Here is a 17,261-nt window from a genome sequence, read left to right as displayed (position 1 = left end):
CCTTTGCTGCAGGGCTGGCAATGGCGGGGCATGCAACGGCGCAAGAAGCGGCCAAACCGTTAAAATGGCAATATTTTCAGGCCGATGAAAACGGCTTTTTACGCACCCCCGTTCTTCTGGAAGGGGAGAGTGAAGCAATCCTGCTCGATGGCGGCTTCACCCTTTCGGACGGCAAGGCGGTTGCTGAAAAGATCCGCGAGAGCGGGAAGAAACTGACCATGATCTATGTCAGTCAGAGCGACCCGGACTATTATTTCAGCCTTGGGCCGATCAGATCAGCGTTTCCCGACGCCCGTGTCATTGCGGCACCGGAAACGGTCGAAGCGATCAAGGGCAATGTTGCAGAAAAGCTCAAGGTTTGGGGACCGCAGCTCAAGGAAAATGGTCCGCAAGCCTTATCGGATGTCGTTATCCCCGAAGCATCCGATGCAAAGGCGCTGGAGCTTGACGGCAATGCCATCGAGATCGTTGAAGCGCAAGGCATGGACAACCGGCGCTATCTCTGGGTGCCGTCGCTCAAAGCCATATTCGGCGGTGTGCTGATTACGGCGGGCGAACATGTGTGGATTGCCGATACGCCGGAGGCAGAGCAGCGCAAAGCATGGATCGCCACCCTTGATAGTATTGCCGCCCGTGATCCTGCTATTGTCGTTCCCGCGCATATGACGTCCGGCTCGGCAACGGATGTTTCGGCGATCACATTCACCCGCGATTATCTCGTTGCTTTTGAGGAGGAAGCCGCCAAGGCAAAGGACAGTGGCGAGCTGATCGTCGCGATGAAAAAACGCTATCCCGATCTTGGCGGTGAAAGCAGTCTGGAGCTCGGGGCCAAAGTCATCAAGGGGGAGATGACATGGGAATGAAACACAAAAAAGGCGGGTCATTGACCCGCCTTTTTCTTTGAAGATGGTGATCGATCAGGCGATCTTCTGACCCGTCTTGGCCCAATCGGCGAGGAAGGCTTCAAGCCCCTTGTCGGTCAGCGGATGCTTTACCAGACCTTTCAGCGTTGCAGGTGGCGCGGTGACGACATCGGCACCGATCAGCGCTGCTTCCTTGACGTGATTGACGGTACGGATCGAAGCCGCAAGAATTTCGGTCTGGAAATCGTAATTGTCGAAAATAGTGCGGATTTCAGCAATCAGTTCCATGCCGTTAATGCCGGTATCGTCGAGACGACCGATAAAGGGCGAAACAAAAGTCGCTCCGGCTTTTGCAGCGAGAAGCGCCTGATTGGCCGAGAAGCACAGCGTCACATTGGTCTTGTGACCATCCGAGGTCAAAGCCTTGCACGCCTTGAGACCGTCGAGCGTCAGCGGCAACTTGATGCAGATATTGTCTGCGATCTTGGAAATGACCGCGGCTTCCTTCATGATCTGCTCATATTCGGTGCCAGCGACTTCAGCCGAAACCGGGCCCTTGACGAAAGAGCAGATTTCCTTGGTGACTTCGATGATGTCACGACCCGATTTCAAGATCAGTGACGGGTTGGTGGTCACGCCGTCGACCAGACCTAAATCGTTGAGTTCGCGAATTTCCTTGACGTCCGCAGTGTCGACGAAAAACTTCATAACATCGTTCCTCCATAGTGAGCGCGGTGGGGTTTGAGGAATTTAAACCAATTTAAATCCCGGAAGGTGGCTTTTCTTTAGCGCAAAGCCGCGCCAAGGTCACGCAATCATGTCGAAAGATTCGCACGATATTTTGGGCCTCTTTGCCGAACCCGCTTTACGGGTGGTTCCGGTGCTCGTCCCCATGCCTGCCGAACGCGCTTATTCCTATCTGGTTCCAGAGGGCATGACGGTTCAGCCGGGATCGGTTGTGCGCGTGCCTCTGGGGCCGCGCGAAGTGCCGGGCATCGTTTGCGACGGTGAAAGTGATCAGGTCAATGTGTCGAAACTGCGGGCCATTGCGCAAGTTTTTGATTGTCCGCCGGTCAATGCCGACATGCTGCGCTTCATGCGCTGGGCGGCTGATTATACGTTGTCGCCGCCGGGCATGGTGGCGCGGATGATCTTGCGCGTGCCTGCGGCTTTCGATCCCGAACCGTCCGTTGCCGGTCTGCGCTATAACGGCGGAGAACCCGAACGCATGACTGATGCGCGCCTGCGGGTGATGGAGCTTGTGCGCGAGGGACTTGCGTGGACCCGTTCCGGCCTTGCCCATGCCGCAGGCGTTTCACTGACTGTGGTGGACGGGCTTAAAAGTCAGGGCGTGTTCGAGGAGGTGTCGCTGCCGCCACCTGCGGTCGTGGCAAAACCCGATATCGAATATGGTCGGGCGCAATTGTCGGAAGATCAGCAGGCGGCATCTGACATGCTGGCGAAATCCGTGGAAGAAAACCAGTTTTCGGTCACACTTCTCGACGGCGTGACCGGTTCGGGCAAGACGGAAGTCTATTTTGAGGCGGTTGCAAAAGCGCTGGAGCAGGGCAGGCAGGTGCTTATTCTCTTGCCGGAAATTGCGCTGACGCAACAGTTTCTCGACCGTTTTCATGAGCGATTCGGGGCAAAACCCGCCGAATGGCATTCCGATCTTGCCCCCCGTACCCGTGAACGCGTGTGGCGCCAGGTGGCCGAAGGCACCGTGCGGGTGGTGGCCGGTGCGCGTTCCGCGCTGTTTTTGCCATTTCGCGATCTTGGCCTCATCGTGGTCGATGAGGAGCATGATCCGGCCTATAAGCAGGAAGACCGCGTTTTTTATAATGCCCGCGATATGGCGGTGGTGCGTGCACATATTGGCGGCTTTCCCGTCGTGTTGGCGTCAGCCACGCCGTCGATTGAAAGTCAGGTCAATGCCGATCAGGGGCGTTATAAGCGAATCAAGCTTTATGGGCGTTATGCAGACGCCGCTCTTCCTGATCTCAAAACCATTGACATGCGGCGTTCTCCGCCGCCGCCCGGACGGTTTCTGTCGCCAGCGCTCACTGAGGAAATCGGCAAAACGGTGGCACGCGGCGAACAGGCGCTTTTGTTCCTCAACCGGCGTGGCTACGCGCCTTTGACGCTCTGCCGGGTCTGCGGCCATCGCTTTCAATGTCCGCAATGTTCAAGCTGGCTGGTTGAGCATCGCTTTCGCGGCCAGCTCATGTGTCACCAGTGCGGCTATCATGAGCCGACGCCTGATGCCTGCCCCGAATGCGGCACGCTCGATCATCTGGTCGCCTGCGGCCCAGGCGTGGAACGGATTGCCGAAGAAGTGGCGGCAACGTTCAGCGAGGCGCGAATCATTGTTCTGTCGTCCGACATGGCGGGGGGTGTCAAGCGTCTGCGGCTGGAACTCGATGCCATTGCCAAGGGCGAGGCGGATATTGTGATCGGCACGCAGTTGGTCGCCAAAGGCCATAATTTTCCCAATATGACGCTGGTGGGCGTCATCGATGCCGATCTCGGCCTTGCCAATGGCGATCCGCGTGCTGCTGAACGCACGTTTCAGCTGCTCAATCAGGTGACGGGCCGCGCTGGGCGCACAGGGCGCAAAAGCCTTGGGCTACTTCAAACCTATCAGCCGGATCACCCGGTGATGCGGGCGATCGTGAGTGGTGATTCGGATGCCTTTTATGCTCGCGAGATCGAAGAGCGCGAGCGCAGTCTGTTGCCGCCATTCGGGCGGCTTGCGGCGCTGATCATTTCTGCCGATAGCCGCGTAGATGCTGAAAACCATGCCCGTGCGCTACGCCGTGCCGCGCCTTCTTCTTCTGATATTTCGGTGCTTGGACCTGCGGAAGCGCCGCTTGCCCTCATACGCGGGCGTTATCGTTTCCGCATTCTGATCCATGGCACGAAACGCGCCGATATTCAGGCGTTTATCCGCGCAGTGCTGAGCAATGCGCCAAAGGCACGCGGTTCGGTTCGTGTTCAGGTGGATATTGACCCGCAAAGCTTCCTGTGAAGTGCGCGGGTGTGGAAACGCGATGGTTTTCTCGCTACAGAGTTTCAAACCATAGGGGTATACTGATGGAGCTCTATCTTCCTGCAACGACCGGCGAATGGATGGCATGGTGTTCTGCCGCGCTAACCGCCTTTGCTGGTCTTATCATGCTGTTTGCGCCGGGCATCACCATGAAATTGCTTCGCCTGCAACCGATCAATGCGCGGCCTGAAGCCTTCGGTTCCATACGTGCGGTTCTTGCCGGTCCTTATCTGGGCTTAGGCTTCGGCTGCCTTATCTTTGCGCAGCCGTTCTTGTGGGTCGTCCTTGGCGCCGTATGGGGATTTGCGCTGTTCGGGCGCTTTATTTCCATGATGTCAGATAGGGGTGGGACGCTCTATAACTGGGGGGCTGCCATCATCGAATTTTTGCTGGCGGCAGGTCCACTCCTCTATGCTTTCGGCTTTATCGGTTAAGCGGCCAGGTTTTTAAATCGAAAAACACGACCAAACTTACATAAAAGTGCGGGATTCGCGTGTTGCGAGTCCCGTTCGTCTATGCTAGACGGCAATCACATTTCGGTGTTGGCGTGTCCGCGCGTCAGAGGTTCTCCGGAAAGATTCAATAAAATCATCGGCTTGGTTTCCTGAGCGAAATTAGGGTCCAAAAGGATGATTTCAACGTAGAGAGCAGGTTGTTCGTGGCTGAAACGTCTTCGCTCATTTCAGGTGTCGCACAGCGTTACGCCGGATCGCTTTTCGATCTGGCGCTAGAGGCAAATTCTATTGCCGCTGTGGAAAAAGATCTTGGCCGTTTCGAGGCCCTTCTTAATGGAAGCGACGATCTCAAGCGTTTAATAACCAGTCCGGTCTTCTCTGCAGAAGACCAGCTGCACGCCATTGGCGCGATTGCCGACAAGGCGGGCATCAAGGGGCTGGTTGGCAATTTTCTGCGCGTTGTTGCGCGCAACCGGCGTCTTTTCGCGGTGCCGGGTATCATTGCCGCTTTCCGCAAGATTGCAGCCGAACATCGCGGCGAGGTTTCCGCCGATGTGATTTCTGCGCATGCGTTGACTGCGGCGCAGCAAAACGAATTGAAGGCAACGCTGAAAAGCGTGGCCGGCAAGGACGTGACGATCAACGTCACCGTCGATCCGTCGATCCTCGGCGGTCTTATCGTCAAAATGGGTTCGCGTCAGATCGACACGTCCCTTCGCACAAAACTTTCTTCTCTCAAGCTTGCACTGAAAGAGGTCGGCTGATGGACATCCGCGCCGCGGAAATTTCCGCTATCCTGAAAGAGCAAATCAAGAATTTCGGCAAAGAGGCTGAGGTCTCGGAAGTCGGTCAGGTTCTGTCCGTCGGTGACGGTATTGCTCGTGTTTATGGTCTGGACAATGTTCAGGCTGGCGAAATGGTCGAATTCCCCGGTGGTATTCGCGGCATGGCGCTGAACCTTGAAAATGACAATGTCGGTGTCGTTATCTTCGGTGCCGACCGTGACATCAAGGAAGGCGACGTCGTCAAGCGTACCGGCGCGATCGTTGACGTTCCTGTCGGTCCGGGCCTGCTTGGCCGCGTTGTTGACGCGCTCGGCAACCCGATTGACGGAAAGGGTCCGATCAAGGCAACCGAGCGTCGCCGCGTGGACGTCAAGGCACCCGGCATCATCCCGCGCAAGTCGGTTCATGAGCCGATGTCGACCGGCCTCAAGGCCGTTGATGCTCTTATCCCGGTTGGCCGTGGCCAGCGTGAGCTGGTCATCGGTGACCGCCAGACCGGCAAGACTGCGATCATTCTCGACGCCTTCCTTAACCAGAAGGCGATCCACGATAATGGCCCCGAGAAAGAAAAGCTTTATTGCGTCTATGTGGCTATCGGCCAGAAGCGTTCGACCGTTGCACAGTTCGTGAAGGTTCTTGAAGAACGCGGCGCTCTTGAATATTCCGTCGTGATCGCGGCAACTGCTTCCGATCCGGCTCCGATGCAGTATCTAGCACCTTTCGCAGGCTGCGCCATCGGCGAATATTTCCGCGACAATGGTCAGCACGCACTGATCGGCTATGACGATCTGTCCAAGCAGGCTGTTGCCTATCGTCAGATGTCGCTTCTGCTGCGTCGTCCTCCGGGCCGTGAAGCTTATCCGGGCGACGTTTTCTATCTGCACTCGCGTCTTCTCGAACGCGCTGCAAAGCTCAATGACGAAAGCGGCGCTGGCTCGCTGACGGCTCTGCCGGTCATCGAAACGCAGGGCAACGACGTTTCGGCCTTTATTCCGACCAATGTGATCTCGATCACCGACGGCCAGATCTTCCTTGAAACCAATCTGTTCTATCAGGGTATCCGTCCGGCTGTTAACGTCGGTCTGTCGGTTTCGCGCGTTGGTTCCGCCGCTCAGATCAAGGCCATGAAGCAGGTTGCAGGCTCGATCAAGGGTGAACTCGCGCAGTACCGTGAAATGGCGGCCTTCGCACAGTTCGGTTCCGATCTTGATGCTTCGACGCAGCGTCTGCTTAACCGTGGTGCACGTTTGACCGAGCTTCTCAAGCAGCCGCAGTTCTCGCCGCTCAAGACGGAAGAACAGGTTGCCGTGATCTTTGCCGGTGTGAATGGCTATCTTGACAAGCTCGCCGTCAATCAGGTTAGCAAGTTCGAAGAAGGTCTTCTTTCTTCGCTGCGCAATGAGCACAAGGATGTGCTGGATGCGATCCGCGATGAGAAAGCCATCAGCGATGATATCAAGGGCAAGCTCAAAGCGGCGATCGACGCTTACGCCAAGTCTTTTGCCTGATTTATGTTTAGCCGCATGATTTTATCCGAAAAGCCGGCAACTTTTCGGAATCATGCTTCAGACGGGATGAACGGATGCCTTCACTAAAGGATCTGAGAAACCGTATCGCCTCGGTCAAGGCGACGCAGAAAATCACCCGGGCGATGCAGATGGTCGCAGCGGCCAAGTTGCGCCGTGCTCAGGAAGCTGCGGAGGCTGCACGGCCTTACTCGCAGCGCATGGGTGCCGTTCTCGCAAATATCGCGCAGAATGTTTCGGGTGAAGATGCGCCGGCCCTGATGGCTGGTACGGGTAAGGACGATGTGCATCTGCTCGTCGTCTGCACCGCGGAGCGTGGTCTTTGCGGCGGTTTCAACTCGCAGATTGCGCGTCTTGCGCGTGATCATGCCCGCAAGCTTTTGGCTGAAGGCAAGACGGTTAAGATCATAACAGTCGGCAAGAAGGGCGCGGATATTCTGCGCCGTGAATTCACTTCGCTGCTCATTGATCACGTCAATCTGCGTGAAGTGAAACAGCTTGCCTTCGTGCATGCCGACCAGATCGGACAGAAGATTATTTCTTTGTTCGAAGAAGGCGCATTCGACGTCTGCACGCTGTTTTATTCCGAGTTCAAGTCGGTGATTGCACAGATTCCGACCGCCCAGCAGCTTATTCCTGCCTCGGCAGGTGATACTTCGCAGGCGGAAACGGCGGGTGATGCAATCTACGAATATGAACCTGATCCGGCAGCAATCCTGAGCACGCTGATCCCACGCAATATCTCGGTGCAGATTTTCCGCGCATTGCTGGAAAACGTTGCCGGTGAGATGGGCGCGAAGATGAGTGCCATGGATAATGCGACGCGCAATGCGGGCGACATGATCAACAAATTGTCGATCACGTATAACCGTCAGCGTCAGGCGCAGATCACCAAGGAACTGATCGAAATTATTTCGGGCGCGGAAGCGCTCTAAGGACTTGTTACGCATTATCCGGCGCAAAGCCGCTTACGCACTTTTGCTGGAAATGCTCTGAAGTTTGGTTTTACCGCATGATCTTCCGAAGAGGCTGCAACTTTTCGGTGTCATGCTAAAGGAAGGTAAGGATCGATGGCAAAAGCAGCGACCCCGAAAACACCCGCCGCGGCCGAGGCGAAGCCTGCAGCCAAAGCACCCGCTAAGAAGCCCGCGGCTTCAAAGCCAGCAGCAGCGCCAAAACCAGCAGCAGCCAAGCCTGCCGCTGTCAAGTCGTCAGCTCCGAAGGCAGCAAGCCCAAAGACTGCGACAGCGAGCGGTGCGACTGGCCGTATCACGCAGGTCATCGGCGCCGTCGTCGACGTCAAGTTTCCCGAAGGCCAGCTTCCGCTGATCCTCAACGCGCTTGAACTCGACAATCAGGGCCATCGTCTGGTTCTCGAAGTGGCGCAGCATCTGGGTGAAGACACGGTTCGTACCATCGCTATGGACGCGACCGAAGGTCTGGTTCGTGGTCAGGAAGTTCGCGATACCGGCAACCCGATTATGGTTCCAGTCGGCGAAGAAACTCTGGGTCGTATCATGAACGTCATCGGCGAGCCCGTTGACGAAGCCGGTCCGCTCAAGACCAAGACGCTGCGCGCCATTCACCAGCCTGCGCCTGAATATACAGAGCAGTCGACTGAAGCTGAAATTCTGGTTACGGGCATCAAGGTCGTCGACCTTCTCGCGCCTTACGCCAAGGGCGGCAAGATCGGCCTGTTTGGTGGTGCCGGCGTTGGCAAGACCGTTCTTATCATGGAACTCATCAACAACGTCGCCAAGGCGCACGGTGGTTACTCGGTTTTCGCCGGTGTTGGTGAACGTACCCGTGAAGGCAATGATCTTTACCACGAAATGATCGAATCGGGCGTGAACAAGCTCGGTGGTGGTGAAGGCTCGAAAGCCGCACTTGTTTACGGTCAGATGAACGAGCCTCCGGGTGCGCGTGCCCGTGTTGCCCTTTCGGGTCTGACGGTTGCTGAAAACTTCCGCGACAAGGGCCAGGACGTTCTGTTCTTCGTGGACAATATCTTCCGCTTCACGCAGGCTGGTTCGGAACTGTCGGCTCTTCTGGGTCGTATTCCTTCGGCTGTGGGCTATCAGCCGACGCTGGCGACCGACATGGGTGCCATGCAGGAGCGTATTACAACGACAACCAAGGGTTCGATTACTTCCGTGCAGGCGATTTATGTTCCTGCCGATGACTTGACCGACCCTGCACCGGCAACCTCGTTCGCGCATCTTGACGCAACGACCACGTTGAACCGCTCGATCGCTGAAAAGGGTATTTACCCGGCCGTTGATCCGCTGGAATCGACTTCGCGTATGCTGGATCCGATGATCGTCGGTGAAGAGCATTACGGTGTGGCTCGTGAGGTTCAGTCGATCCTGCAACGCTACAAGGCGCTTCAGGACATCATCGCGATCCTTGGCATGGACGAACTGTCGGAAGAAGACAAGATCTCCGTGGCGCGCGCGCGCAAGATCGAACGCTTCCTCAGCCAGCCGTTCTTCGTGGCTGAAGTCTTCACCGGTTCGCCGGGCAAGCTGGTCGATCTCGCCGACACCATCAAGGGCTTCAAGGGCCTTTGTGCAGGCGATTACGATCATCTTCCAGAAGCTGCCTTCTACATGGTCGGCAGCATCGATGAGGCTCTGGAAAAGGCCAAGAAGCTGGCTGCAGAAGCTGCCTGATGAATTGAGTTTCCGGCGGATATTATGTCCGCCGGGAAAATCTTTTCATGTCTAATATCAAGTGAGAACCATGGCTCAAGCTTTCCAATTCGAACTCGTGTCGCCTGAGCGGCTCCTGCTTTCGGCAGAAGTAACGGAAGTGGTTATACCGGGCAGCGAAGGCTACCTGACAGCACTCGCCGGTCATTCGCCGTTGATGACGACGATTATGCCGGGTGTCGTTTCTGTGAAGCTTGCCGACGGTAAATCCGATTCTTACGTGGTTTTCGGTGGTTTTGCCGATATCACGCCACAGAATTGCACTTTGCTTGCTGAGTCGGCAACCCATATTGATGACTTCGATAAAGCGGATATCCAGCGTCGCATTGAACATGCACGTGAAACACTGGAGAGTGCAACATCCAGCGAACATCGCACCAAGGCTGAAACATTCCTGCATCAGTTGATGACGTTACAAGGTGCCGTTCTTCCAGCTTGATCGATAATCAATATCTATGGATGACTGAAAGCGGGCTTTGGCCCGCTTTTCTTTTGTTTCGATGGGGAATGGCGAAGGCAAATCGGCGCAATCGAGATAACGGCCTTTCACGCTTGCGTGAAAGTTCAACGACGGCGTTGAAAATATGTGGCGCTCCGTTTACCAGACATATCTAATAATTAGGCCCCTATGTGACGAGACGGTGGACATGAGCCAATTGGACCTCAAGGCAGAGATGATCGACGCCATGGCGAAGGTCAACCGCAAGGTGCGTACCGTTTTCGACGCGCGCGTCAAGGAACGCGGACTTACACTTGCGCGCGCACGCACCTTGCTTGCCTTGATGGAGCAGGAAGGGCTCTACCAGAAGGAACTGGCAGAAGTTCTGGAGATCGAAAATGCAACGATGGTTCGGTTGCTTGACGGGCTCGAGCGGCAGTCCTTTATCGAGAGGCAAGCAGTTCCCGGTGATCGCCGGGCCAAGCGTATCGTCATGACGGCCGAAGGCAGAAGTCTTGCCGAGCAGGTGGTCAAGCTTGCCGAAGATGTGCGTGAAGAGCTGCTCGAAGGCGTGAGTGACGAGGAGATGAGCGTTGCGCTCCATGTCCTGCATAAAATGTCGACTTCCATGAATAAAATGCCAGGTGAAGCCGAGGCAATTTAGCTTCTCCCCTAGTGGATTGAATTTGACATTAGAATTCCGACTGCCACGATGATCTTTTCAAATGCAAAACTCGTAAAAGCCATTAGATCGATGCGCTTATGGCGCAAGCGTGCGCAGATAGTTCATCAATTTTCCGGCTGTATCGCTGGCATGGTCTGGCTGGCGTGAAACAATGGCCTCGATCAGTGCCGCATGGGCATTGGCAGAGGCGGAAATCCCGGATGACGGCCGCAAGTGAAACCAGAAGCGGCGGCTATGTGTCTGAAGCGGTGCGGCAAGGCGCACCGCATAGGGGTTGTTGGACGCCGAACCCAAGACGACATCAAACGCCTTGTCGGCGTCGAGAAATGTAGCGATGTCCTCGGCTGGAATTGCCGAACGCATCGTCATGGCAGCTTTTTCCAAACGCTCATAATCGCGGGGGCTGCCGAAGCGGGCGGCGTCGCGCGCCAGAACACGCTCTACCCCTTCGCGTGCATCAATCACTTTTGCGAAATCTTCCGGGTTTATCGATGCTATTGCGATGCCGGACCGTGGGCGCACGTCCATGAGACCTTCCCAGGCGAGGCGCTGGATCGCTTCACGCACCGGCGTGCGCCCCATGCCGGTCAGATCGATTAGCCTGCCTTCGGTGACAACCGTTCCAGGCTCGAGCTCCAGCATGACAATCATTCTTTCGAGGATACGATAGGCTTGTTCGGCAAGGCTTTCGTTGCCGAAACCGTCAATGGCAACCATCACAGGATCGGTGGCCATTGCAGATGCCTGCTTGCTCTTGTGCGTTTCGATCATGCCGTTCCTATGGTTTTTCGAATGCGATTGACACGAGAAAATCATACAGATATATTTTTGATATATCAATATCGATCGTTATCATCATCTCTATATTCAGACGATGCCGAGCAGATAGCCGTCTATTCAGGTTGGAAGCCACAAAAATGAGATCCAGTCCCTCTGAGCCGCATGATATCGCCATTATCGGTGGCGGTATCGTCGGCGTTGCCACCGCAGCGTTGCTTGTTGAGGCTGGCCGTGATGTGCTGCTCATAGACCGGGTCGGAATTTGTGAGGAAACGAGTGTAGGCAATGCCGCAGCGCTGGCCTTTTCGGATATTCTGCCGATGGCTTCAAAGGGTGTCATGCGCAAGGTGCCGGGCTGGTTGATGGATCCGCTCGGACCGTTTACGATCCGCCCATCCTATTTTCCGAAAATGGTGCCTTGGCTTTATCGCTTCTGGCGTGCAAGCAGTGCTGCGGCACAAATGAAGACTGCACTCGCCCAGGGTGCGATGATGCGTCTTGCCGAAAGCGAAATGCTGGCACTGATCGACAGGGCGGGGTTGCGCGCCAGCCTGCGGGAGAATGGAAATCTTGAGCTTTATGAAAATGACGATGAATTGTCCCTTTCGCAGCCCGGCTGGGATATCCGCGAAAAGGCGGGCATCGCCTATGAACACGTGCGCGCTAAAAGGCTGGAAGATTTGCAGCCCGGTTTGAGCCCGCGTTTCGTCGCCGGAACTTTTGTTCCTGGATGGAAGAACGTTGACGATCCAAAACTGTTCGGACAAGCAATCTGGGCTCATGCGCAGCGTTTAGGCGCGCGGTTCCTCAAAGCAGACGTCACAGGCGTCAGGAGTGCTGGAGACGGCGCGCAAGTACAGCTTGCCGATGGCAACATTATCGATGCGAAACATCTTGTGGTCATGGCTGGTGCATGGTCGGGCAATCTCGCAAAGGAGTTTGGCGACGTTCTGCCACTTGATACCGAGCGCGGTTATAACACGACGCTTCCAGCCGATAGTTTCGATGTGAAGCGGCAATTGACCTTTCCGGGGCACGGCTTCGTCATTACACCGCTGACGACAGGATTGCGGGTCGGGGGTGCTGTGGAATTTGGTGGGCTGAAACTGCCGCCCAATTATGCCCGCTCAAAAGCGATGTTGAAAAAGGCGTCGATGTTCCTTCCTGGCCTCAAGACGGAAGGTGGGCGGCAATGGATGGGATATCGCCCATCCATGCCTGATTCCCTGCCGGTCATTGGTCGTGCGAGCGCCGGTGGCAATCTTTATTACGGGTTTGGTCATGGCCATCTCGGTCTGACTCAGGCAGCAGCAACGGGGCGGATCATCCGTGATCTGGTCTTGCAGGAAAAGCCTGCCATCGATATCGAACCATTCAAGCCACAACGTTTTCGGAATTGACCATCATGGCAAAGCATTCTTTTTTCTGCGTCGACGGACACACCTGCGGCAATCCCGTGCGCCTTGTTGCGGGTGGTGGCCCGAACCTTGTCGGCTCGAACATGATGGAAAAGCGTGCCCATTTTTTGCGCGAATATGACTGGATCAGAACCGGTTTGATGTTCGAGCCGCGCGGCCATGACATGATGTCCGGCTCGATCCTCTATCCACCGACGCGGCCTGATTGCGACGTCGCGGTGCTGTTTATCGAAACGTCAGGCTGTCTGCCCATGTGCGGCCATGGAACCATAGGCACGGTTACGATGGCCATAGAGCAGGGGTTGATAACACCGAAGACGCCGGGCAAGCTCAATCTTGAAACGCCTGCCGGTCTGGTTGCCATAGAGTATGAACAAGAAGGGCAATATGTAGAGCGCGTTCGCCTGACCAATGTTCCAGCTTTTCTTTATGCAGAAGCGCTTGAGGTGGAATGCCCTGATCTAGGGCCGCTCAAGGTGGATGTCTCCTACGGCGGCAATTTCTATGCGATTGTCGAGCGCCAAGAAAATTACACCGACATGCAAGATTATTCCGCGCTGCAATTGATCGGCTGGAGTCCAATCCTGCGTCAGCGCCTGAACGAGAAATACAAGTTTCAACATCCTGAGCTCAGCGATATCAATCGTCTGACGCACATCCTGTGGACGGGAAAGCCGACAAAACCTGAAGCGCATGCGCGCAACGCGGTCTTCTATGGCGACAAAGCCATCGACCGCTCGCCGTGCGGTACTGGCACTTCGGCCCGTATGGCGCAACTTGCAGCCAAAGGAAAACTGAAGCCCGGAGATGATTTCGTACACGAATCGATCATCGGCTCCCTTTTTCATGGACGGGTTGAGCGGTCAGCGGAAGTCGCCGGCAAGCCCGCCATCATCCCGTCAATTGCAGGCTGGGCGCGGATGACCGGATATAATACAATCTTCATTGATGACCGTGATCCTTTCGCACATGGGTTTACGGTCGCTTAGCAAAACGGGTACGGTTGCGCAAAGATGTGCCGACACCCTAAAATTCAGCTTTTCGAGCTTTGGGGAAAATGTGGGAAAAGATGCTTCTAATAGGAGAAAAGAGCATATACAGGGCATTTATTAGTGAACATGACTGGTTTGTGGGCGAGGGTCGCGTTTAGCCTTTTGTCTAAGACAAAGAGGCTTGCATTCCTTGGCGCAGCCGTTAGGTGTAATCTTCCGGGAAAAAAATGATGGTGCGCGAAATAAAGATGCGCGATAAACATCCCGGGGTGTAAAATGGGTGGCTAATCGATGGAATATTTCTTCCAGCAGGTGATCAACGGGCTCGCGCTCGGTTCGATCTATGGCTTGATCGCCATCGGCTATACGATGGTTTACGGCATCATCGGGATGATCAACTTTTCCCACGGTGATGTCTTCATGCTCGGCGCTTTCATGGCGCTGATTGTCTTTTTGATCATTACGACATTTATCGGACTTCTGCCGATAGCACTTATGCTCTTCCTGATGATGATCGTGGCGATGATGCTGACGGGATTGTGGAGCTGGACGATCGAGCGCGTGGCTTATCGGCCGTTGCGCGGTTCGTTCAGGCTTGCACCGCTGATTACGGCGATCGGCATGTCTATTGCTTTGTCGAATTTTGTTCAGGTGACGCAAGGGCCGCGCAACAAGCCGGTTCCACAGCTTCTGAGCGGTTCCTATAATCTATTTGGGACCGGCGTGACGATTTCGCTCAAGCAGGTCGTGGTCATCGTGGTTACGGCGGTATTGCTCACGCTCTTCTGGTATATCGTCAATCGGACCTCGCTTGGCCGTGCACAGCGCGCCTGCGAGCAGGACCGCAAGATGGCGGCGCTGCTTGGCATCAATGTTGATCGCGTTATTTCGCTGACCTTCGTGATGGGGGCCATGCTGGCCGCCGTTGCCGGTACGCTGTACCTGTCCTTCTACGGGGTGATTTCTTTTGCGGACGGGTTCATACCTGGCGTGAAAGCCTTCACTGCTGCGGTTCTAGGCGGTATCGGGTCGCTTCCGGGCGCAGTCGTTGGTGGACTTTTGATCGGGCTTATCGAAGCATTGTGGTCGGCCTATTTCACGATTGACTACAAGGATGTCGCTGCGTTCTCTATTCTGGCTATCGTGCTGATCTTCATGCCATCCGGCATTCTTGGCCGTCCTGAAGTCGAAAAGGTGTAATCATGGCTGTACAGTCGAGTTCACGCCCGGATTCCCTTTATGGCCGGGCCATCCGCGAGGGAATAATAGCCGGTCTTCTGGCTCTGGGACTCTTCATTCTCATTGTCGGTTTCAAGACCGATCAGAATATCAACAATGCACTTGTGCTGCAGCAGCGCCCGATTGCGCTGGCGGTGATGGTCGCTTTAGCCGCGCTGGGACGCTTCACCTTCATTGCTTGGGTGCAGCCTGCGCTCGAAGAGCGCAAGCTTGCCAAAAGTCGCGAGCCCGCATCTGCCGCCGTAGAGCAACCCTTTTTCGTGACCCATTTCTCCAAGCTGGGTGTCGCTTTTCTTTTCGCCTACCCAATCCTGATCGTCATGACGCTGGGTTGGCAAGGGTCGCTCAAATGGGTCGATAATTTTGGCGTCCAGATTCTCATCTATGTGATGCTTGCCTGGGGGCTGAACATCGTTGTCGGCCTCGCCGGACTCCTTGATCTCGGTTATGTAGCCTTCTATGCGGTCGGTGCATATTCCTATGCTCTGTTATCGACCTATTTCGGCCTGTCCTTCTGGATTTTGCTGCCGCTCGCCGGCATTCTGGCCGCGACATGGGGGGTGATCCTTGGATTTCCGGTGCTGCGTTTGCGCGGTGACTATCTTGCCATCGTCACGTTGGCGTTTGGTGAAATTATCCGTCTCGTGCTCATAAACTGGACCGATGTTACCAGAGGTACATTTGGTGTTTCGGGCATTGCAAAGGCGACCTTCTTCGGATTGCCCTTCAATGCCAGCAAGGATGGCTTTGCTGCCACGATGGGACTGGCCTTCTCTCCCGCGCACTATAAATTCTTCCTGTATTACATCATTCTCTTGCTGGCGTTGCTGACGGCATGGGTGACCATCCGTATGCGGCGCATGCCCGTTGGGCGGGCATGGGAGGCGTTGCGTGAAGATGAAATTGCCTGCCGGTCGCTTGGCATCAACACCACCACCACCAAGCTGACGGCTTTTGCCACCGGCGCGATGTTTGGCGGGTTTGCGGGCTCGTTCTTTGCCGCACGCCAGGGCTTCGTTAGTCCCGAATCCTTCGTTTTCCTTGAATCGGCAGTCATTCTCGCGATTGTCGTTCTAGGTGGAATGGGATCACTGGTCGGTATCGCAATCGCCGCCATTGTCATGGTGGGTGGGACGGAAATCCTGCGTGAAATGGGCTTCCTGAAGGCGATTTTCGGGGCTGATTTCACACCAGAGCTTTACCGTATGCTTATCTTCGGTCTTGCCATGGTCGTGGTCATGGTCTGGAAACCGCGTGGATTTGTCGGAAGCCGGGAGCCGAGCGCTTTCCTCAACAAGAGGAAGATGGTTTCGGGTGCCTTTACCAAGGAAGGGCATGGCTGATGGTAGAGACGCATATTATGCCCGATAATGCCCAGAAAAACGTGATCCTTCAGGTCGAGCATCTGTCGATGCGCTTCGGCGGCCTTGTCGCCATCAACGACCTGAGCTTCGATGTCCGGCGCGGTGAAATCACGGCGCTTATTGGACCCAATGGCGCGGGCAAGACAACCGTGTTCAACTGCATCACCGGTTTTTATAAGCCAACGGGCGGCATGCTGACGATGCACCGGCAGACGGGTGAACAGTTTCTTCTGGAGCGACTGCCTGATTTCAAGATCACCCGCCATGCCAAAGTGGCGCGTACCTTCCAGAATATCCGCCTCTTCTCGGGTCTGACCGTTCTGGAAAACCTGCTGGTCGCCCAGCATAATACACTGATGCGTTCTTCCGGTTTCACTGTTCTGGGGCTTCTGGGGCTGCCCGGTTATAAAGCGGCAGCGCGTGAGGCAATCGAGAAAGCGCGTTTCTGGCTGGAGAAGATCAATCTGATCCATCGTGCGGATGATCCTGCCGGCGATCTTCCCTATGGCGATCAGCGCCGGCTTGAGATAGCGCGAGCCATGTGCACAGAGCCAGAAATCCTGTGTCTCGACGAACCGGCAGCCGGTCTCAATCCGCGCGAATCGTCCGAGCTCAACAGGCTGCTGCTTGATATCAGCAAGGAAACGGGAACGTCGATCCTGCTCATTGAGCATGACATGTCGGTGGTTATGGAAATCTCCGACCATGTCATCGTGCTGGAATATGGCACCAAGATCTCCGATGGTACACCGGAAGAGGTGAAGAACGACCCGCGTGTGATTGCGGCCTATCTGGGCGTCGACGATGACGAAATCGCCGAGTTGATCGAGGAGGCCGATAAACCCGGCACGGGCGATCCGGCGGACTTCATAGCCACGCAACTGGCCGAAGAAGCCATCGAAGAAGAAGACGCGGAAAAGAGCGCCGAAGCTCCGGCCACGCCGAAGAAGGAAGG

At 55.5% G+C, this 17,261-nt stretch carries 15 protein-coding genes and 1 pseudogene; 14 read left to right on the top strand and 2 right to left on the bottom strand.

What is annotated here, in order from left to right:
* Window positions 1-20: 20 nt before the first annotated feature.
* Window positions 21-863, top strand: a complete 843-nt coding sequence (locus AAIB41_RS08200) for an MBL fold metallo-hydrolase (RefSeq protein ID WP_343314713.1) — start codon at window positions 21-23, stop codon at window positions 861-863.
* A 54-nt stretch (window positions 864-917) separates the two neighbouring features.
* Here the strand turns inward: AAIB41_RS08200 and fsa are convergent, their stop codons facing one another.
* Window positions 918-1,571, bottom strand: a complete 654-nt coding sequence (fsa, locus tag AAIB41_RS08195; protein WP_343312818.1) for a fructose-6-phosphate aldolase — start codon at window positions 1,569-1,571, stop codon at window positions 918-920.
* Window positions 1,572-1,680: 109 nt separating this feature from the next.
* Between fsa and AAIB41_RS08190 the strand changes: the two genes are divergently transcribed.
* The 8 genes from AAIB41_RS08190 to AAIB41_RS08155 all read left to right on the top strand — a co-directional run bounded on the left by AAIB41_RS08190 (window position 1,681) and on the right by AAIB41_RS08155 (window position 10,492).
* A complete protein-coding gene (locus tag AAIB41_RS08190; RefSeq protein WP_343312817.1) occupies window positions 1,681-3,891 on the top strand; it encodes a primosomal protein N' in 2,211 nt (736 codons plus the stop codon).
* A gap of 65 nt (window positions 3,892-3,956) precedes the next feature.
* Window positions 3,957-4,346: a DUF4345 domain-containing protein gene (locus tag AAIB41_RS08185; RefSeq protein WP_343312816.1), complete on the top strand. Its 390-nt coding sequence runs from the start codon at window positions 3,957-3,959 to the stop codon at window positions 4,344-4,346.
* A 224-nt stretch (window positions 4,347-4,570) separates the two neighbouring features.
* Entirely contained in the window at window positions 4,571-5,131 is a 561-nt protein-coding gene (locus AAIB41_RS08180; RefSeq protein WP_343312815.1) for a F0F1 ATP synthase subunit delta, read from the top strand.
* Window positions 5,131-6,660, top strand: a complete 1,530-nt coding sequence (atpA, locus tag AAIB41_RS08175; protein WP_343312814.1) for a F0F1 ATP synthase subunit alpha — start codon at window positions 5,131-5,133, stop codon at window positions 6,658-6,660. Before AAIB41_RS08180 ends, atpA begins: the two co-directional genes overlap by 1 nt.
* Before the next feature lie 74 nt (window positions 6,661-6,734).
* Window positions 6,735-7,613: a F0F1 ATP synthase subunit gamma gene (locus tag AAIB41_RS08170; RefSeq protein ID WP_343312813.1), complete on the top strand. Its 879-nt coding sequence runs from the start codon at window positions 6,735-6,737 to the stop codon at window positions 7,611-7,613.
* A gap of 135 nt (window positions 7,614-7,748) precedes the next feature.
* Window positions 7,749-9,350 (top strand): F0F1 ATP synthase subunit beta, encoded by a 1,602-nt coding sequence (atpD, locus tag AAIB41_RS08165; RefSeq protein ID WP_343312812.1) that lies wholly within the window; start codon window positions 7,749-7,751, stop codon window positions 9,348-9,350.
* Window positions 9,351-9,420: 70 nt separating this feature from the next.
* Window positions 9,421-9,828, top strand: coding sequence for a F0F1 ATP synthase subunit epsilon (locus tag AAIB41_RS08160; RefSeq protein WP_343312810.1), 408 nt, complete (start codon window positions 9,421-9,423; stop codon window positions 9,826-9,828).
* Window positions 9,829-10,036: 208 nt separating this feature from the next.
* Window positions 10,037-10,492: a MarR family transcriptional regulator gene (locus AAIB41_RS08155; protein ID WP_343312809.1), complete on the top strand. Its 456-nt coding sequence runs from the start codon at window positions 10,037-10,039 to the stop codon at window positions 10,490-10,492.
* A 96-nt stretch (window positions 10,493-10,588) separates the two neighbouring features.
* Here AAIB41_RS08155 and AAIB41_RS08150 read toward each other — a convergent pair whose 3' ends face one another.
* Window positions 10,589-11,248: a GntR family transcriptional regulator gene (locus AAIB41_RS08150; protein ID WP_343314712.1), complete on the bottom strand. Its 660-nt coding sequence runs from the start codon at window positions 11,246-11,248 to the stop codon at window positions 10,589-10,591.
* A gap of 182 nt (window positions 11,249-11,430) precedes the next feature.
* Between AAIB41_RS08150 and AAIB41_RS08145 the strand changes: the two genes are divergently transcribed.
* The 5 genes and pseudogenes from AAIB41_RS08145 to AAIB41_RS08125 all read left to right on the top strand — a co-directional run.
* Window positions 11,431-12,693, top strand: coding sequence for an FAD-binding oxidoreductase (locus AAIB41_RS08145; protein ID WP_343312808.1), 1,263 nt, complete (start codon window positions 11,431-11,433; stop codon window positions 12,691-12,693).
* A 5-nt stretch (window positions 12,694-12,698) separates the two neighbouring features.
* Complete coding sequence (locus AAIB41_RS08140; protein WP_343312807.1) at window positions 12,699-13,700, top strand: 4-hydroxyproline epimerase; 1,002 nt, start codon at window positions 12,699-12,701, stop codon at window positions 13,698-13,700.
* Between the two features lie 294 nt (window positions 13,701-13,994).
* Window positions 13,995-14,903: a branched-chain amino acid ABC transporter permease LivH gene (locus AAIB41_RS08135; protein ID WP_343312806.1), complete on the top strand. Its 909-nt coding sequence runs from the start codon at window positions 13,995-13,997 to the stop codon at window positions 14,901-14,903.
* Between the two features lie 2 nt (window positions 14,904-14,905).
* The gene (livM, locus tag AAIB41_RS08130) at window positions 14,906-16,285 is read left to right on the top strand and encodes a high-affinity branched-chain amino acid ABC transporter permease LivM (protein ID WP_343312805.1); all 1,380 of its coding nucleotides are present in this window, start codon (window positions 14,906-14,908) and stop codon (window positions 16,283-16,285) included.
* Window positions 16,285-17,214: pseudogene (locus tag AAIB41_RS08125) on the top strand (ABC transporter ATP-binding protein); the annotation flags it as partial. The gene livM and the pseudogene AAIB41_RS08125, both read left to right, overlap by 1 nt.
* Between the last annotated feature and the right edge of the window lie 47 nt (window positions 17,215-17,261).

Source organism: Brucella sp. BE17 (genome assembly GCF_039545455.1).
Lineage (GTDB): Bacteria > Pseudomonadota > Alphaproteobacteria > Rhizobiales > Rhizobiaceae > Brucella.
This window is presented reverse-complemented; position numbering and strand designations above follow the sequence as displayed.

What these genes read in the sequence shown, in the direction of transcription:
- AAIB41_RS08200 (WP_343314713.1), top strand. Translation starts at nt 21, where the DNA reads ATGGCGGGGCATGCAACGGCGCAAGAAGCGGCCAAACCGTTAAAATGG.
- fsa (WP_343312818.1), bottom strand. Translation starts at nt 1,571, where the DNA reads ATGAAGTTTTTCGTCGACACTGCGGACGTCAAGGAAATTCGCGAACTC.
- AAIB41_RS08190 (WP_343312817.1), top strand. Translation starts at nt 1,681, where the DNA reads ATGTCGAAAGATTCGCACGATATTTTGGGCCTCTTTGCCGAACCCGCT.
- AAIB41_RS08185 (WP_343312816.1), top strand. Translation starts at nt 3,957, where the DNA reads ATGGAGCTCTATCTTCCTGCAACGACCGGCGAATGGATGGCATGGTGT.
- atpA (WP_343312814.1), top strand. Translation starts at nt 5,131, where the DNA reads ATGGACATCCGCGCCGCGGAAATTTCCGCTATCCTGAAAGAGCAAATC.
- AAIB41_RS08170 (WP_343312813.1), top strand. Translation starts at nt 6,735, where the DNA reads ATGCCTTCACTAAAGGATCTGAGAAACCGTATCGCCTCGGTCAAGGCG.
- atpD (WP_343312812.1), top strand. Translation starts at nt 7,749, where the DNA reads ATGGCAAAAGCAGCGACCCCGAAAACACCCGCCGCGGCCGAGGCGAAG.
- AAIB41_RS08160 (WP_343312810.1), top strand. Translation starts at nt 9,421, where the DNA reads ATGGCTCAAGCTTTCCAATTCGAACTCGTGTCGCCTGAGCGGCTCCTG.
- AAIB41_RS08155 (WP_343312809.1), top strand. Translation starts at nt 10,037, where the DNA reads ATGAGCCAATTGGACCTCAAGGCAGAGATGATCGACGCCATGGCGAAG.
- AAIB41_RS08150 (WP_343314712.1), bottom strand. Translation starts at nt 11,248, where the DNA reads ATGGCCACCGATCCTGTGATGGTTGCCATTGACGGTTTCGGCAACGAA.
- AAIB41_RS08145 (WP_343312808.1), top strand. Translation starts at nt 11,431, where the DNA reads ATGAGATCCAGTCCCTCTGAGCCGCATGATATCGCCATTATCGGTGGC.
- AAIB41_RS08140 (WP_343312807.1), top strand. Translation starts at nt 12,699, where the DNA reads ATGGCAAAGCATTCTTTTTTCTGCGTCGACGGACACACCTGCGGCAAT.
- AAIB41_RS08135 (WP_343312806.1), top strand. Translation starts at nt 13,995, where the DNA reads ATGGAATATTTCTTCCAGCAGGTGATCAACGGGCTCGCGCTCGGTTCG.
- livM (WP_343312805.1), top strand. Translation starts at nt 14,906, where the DNA reads ATGGCTGTACAGTCGAGTTCACGCCCGGATTCCCTTTATGGCCGGGCC.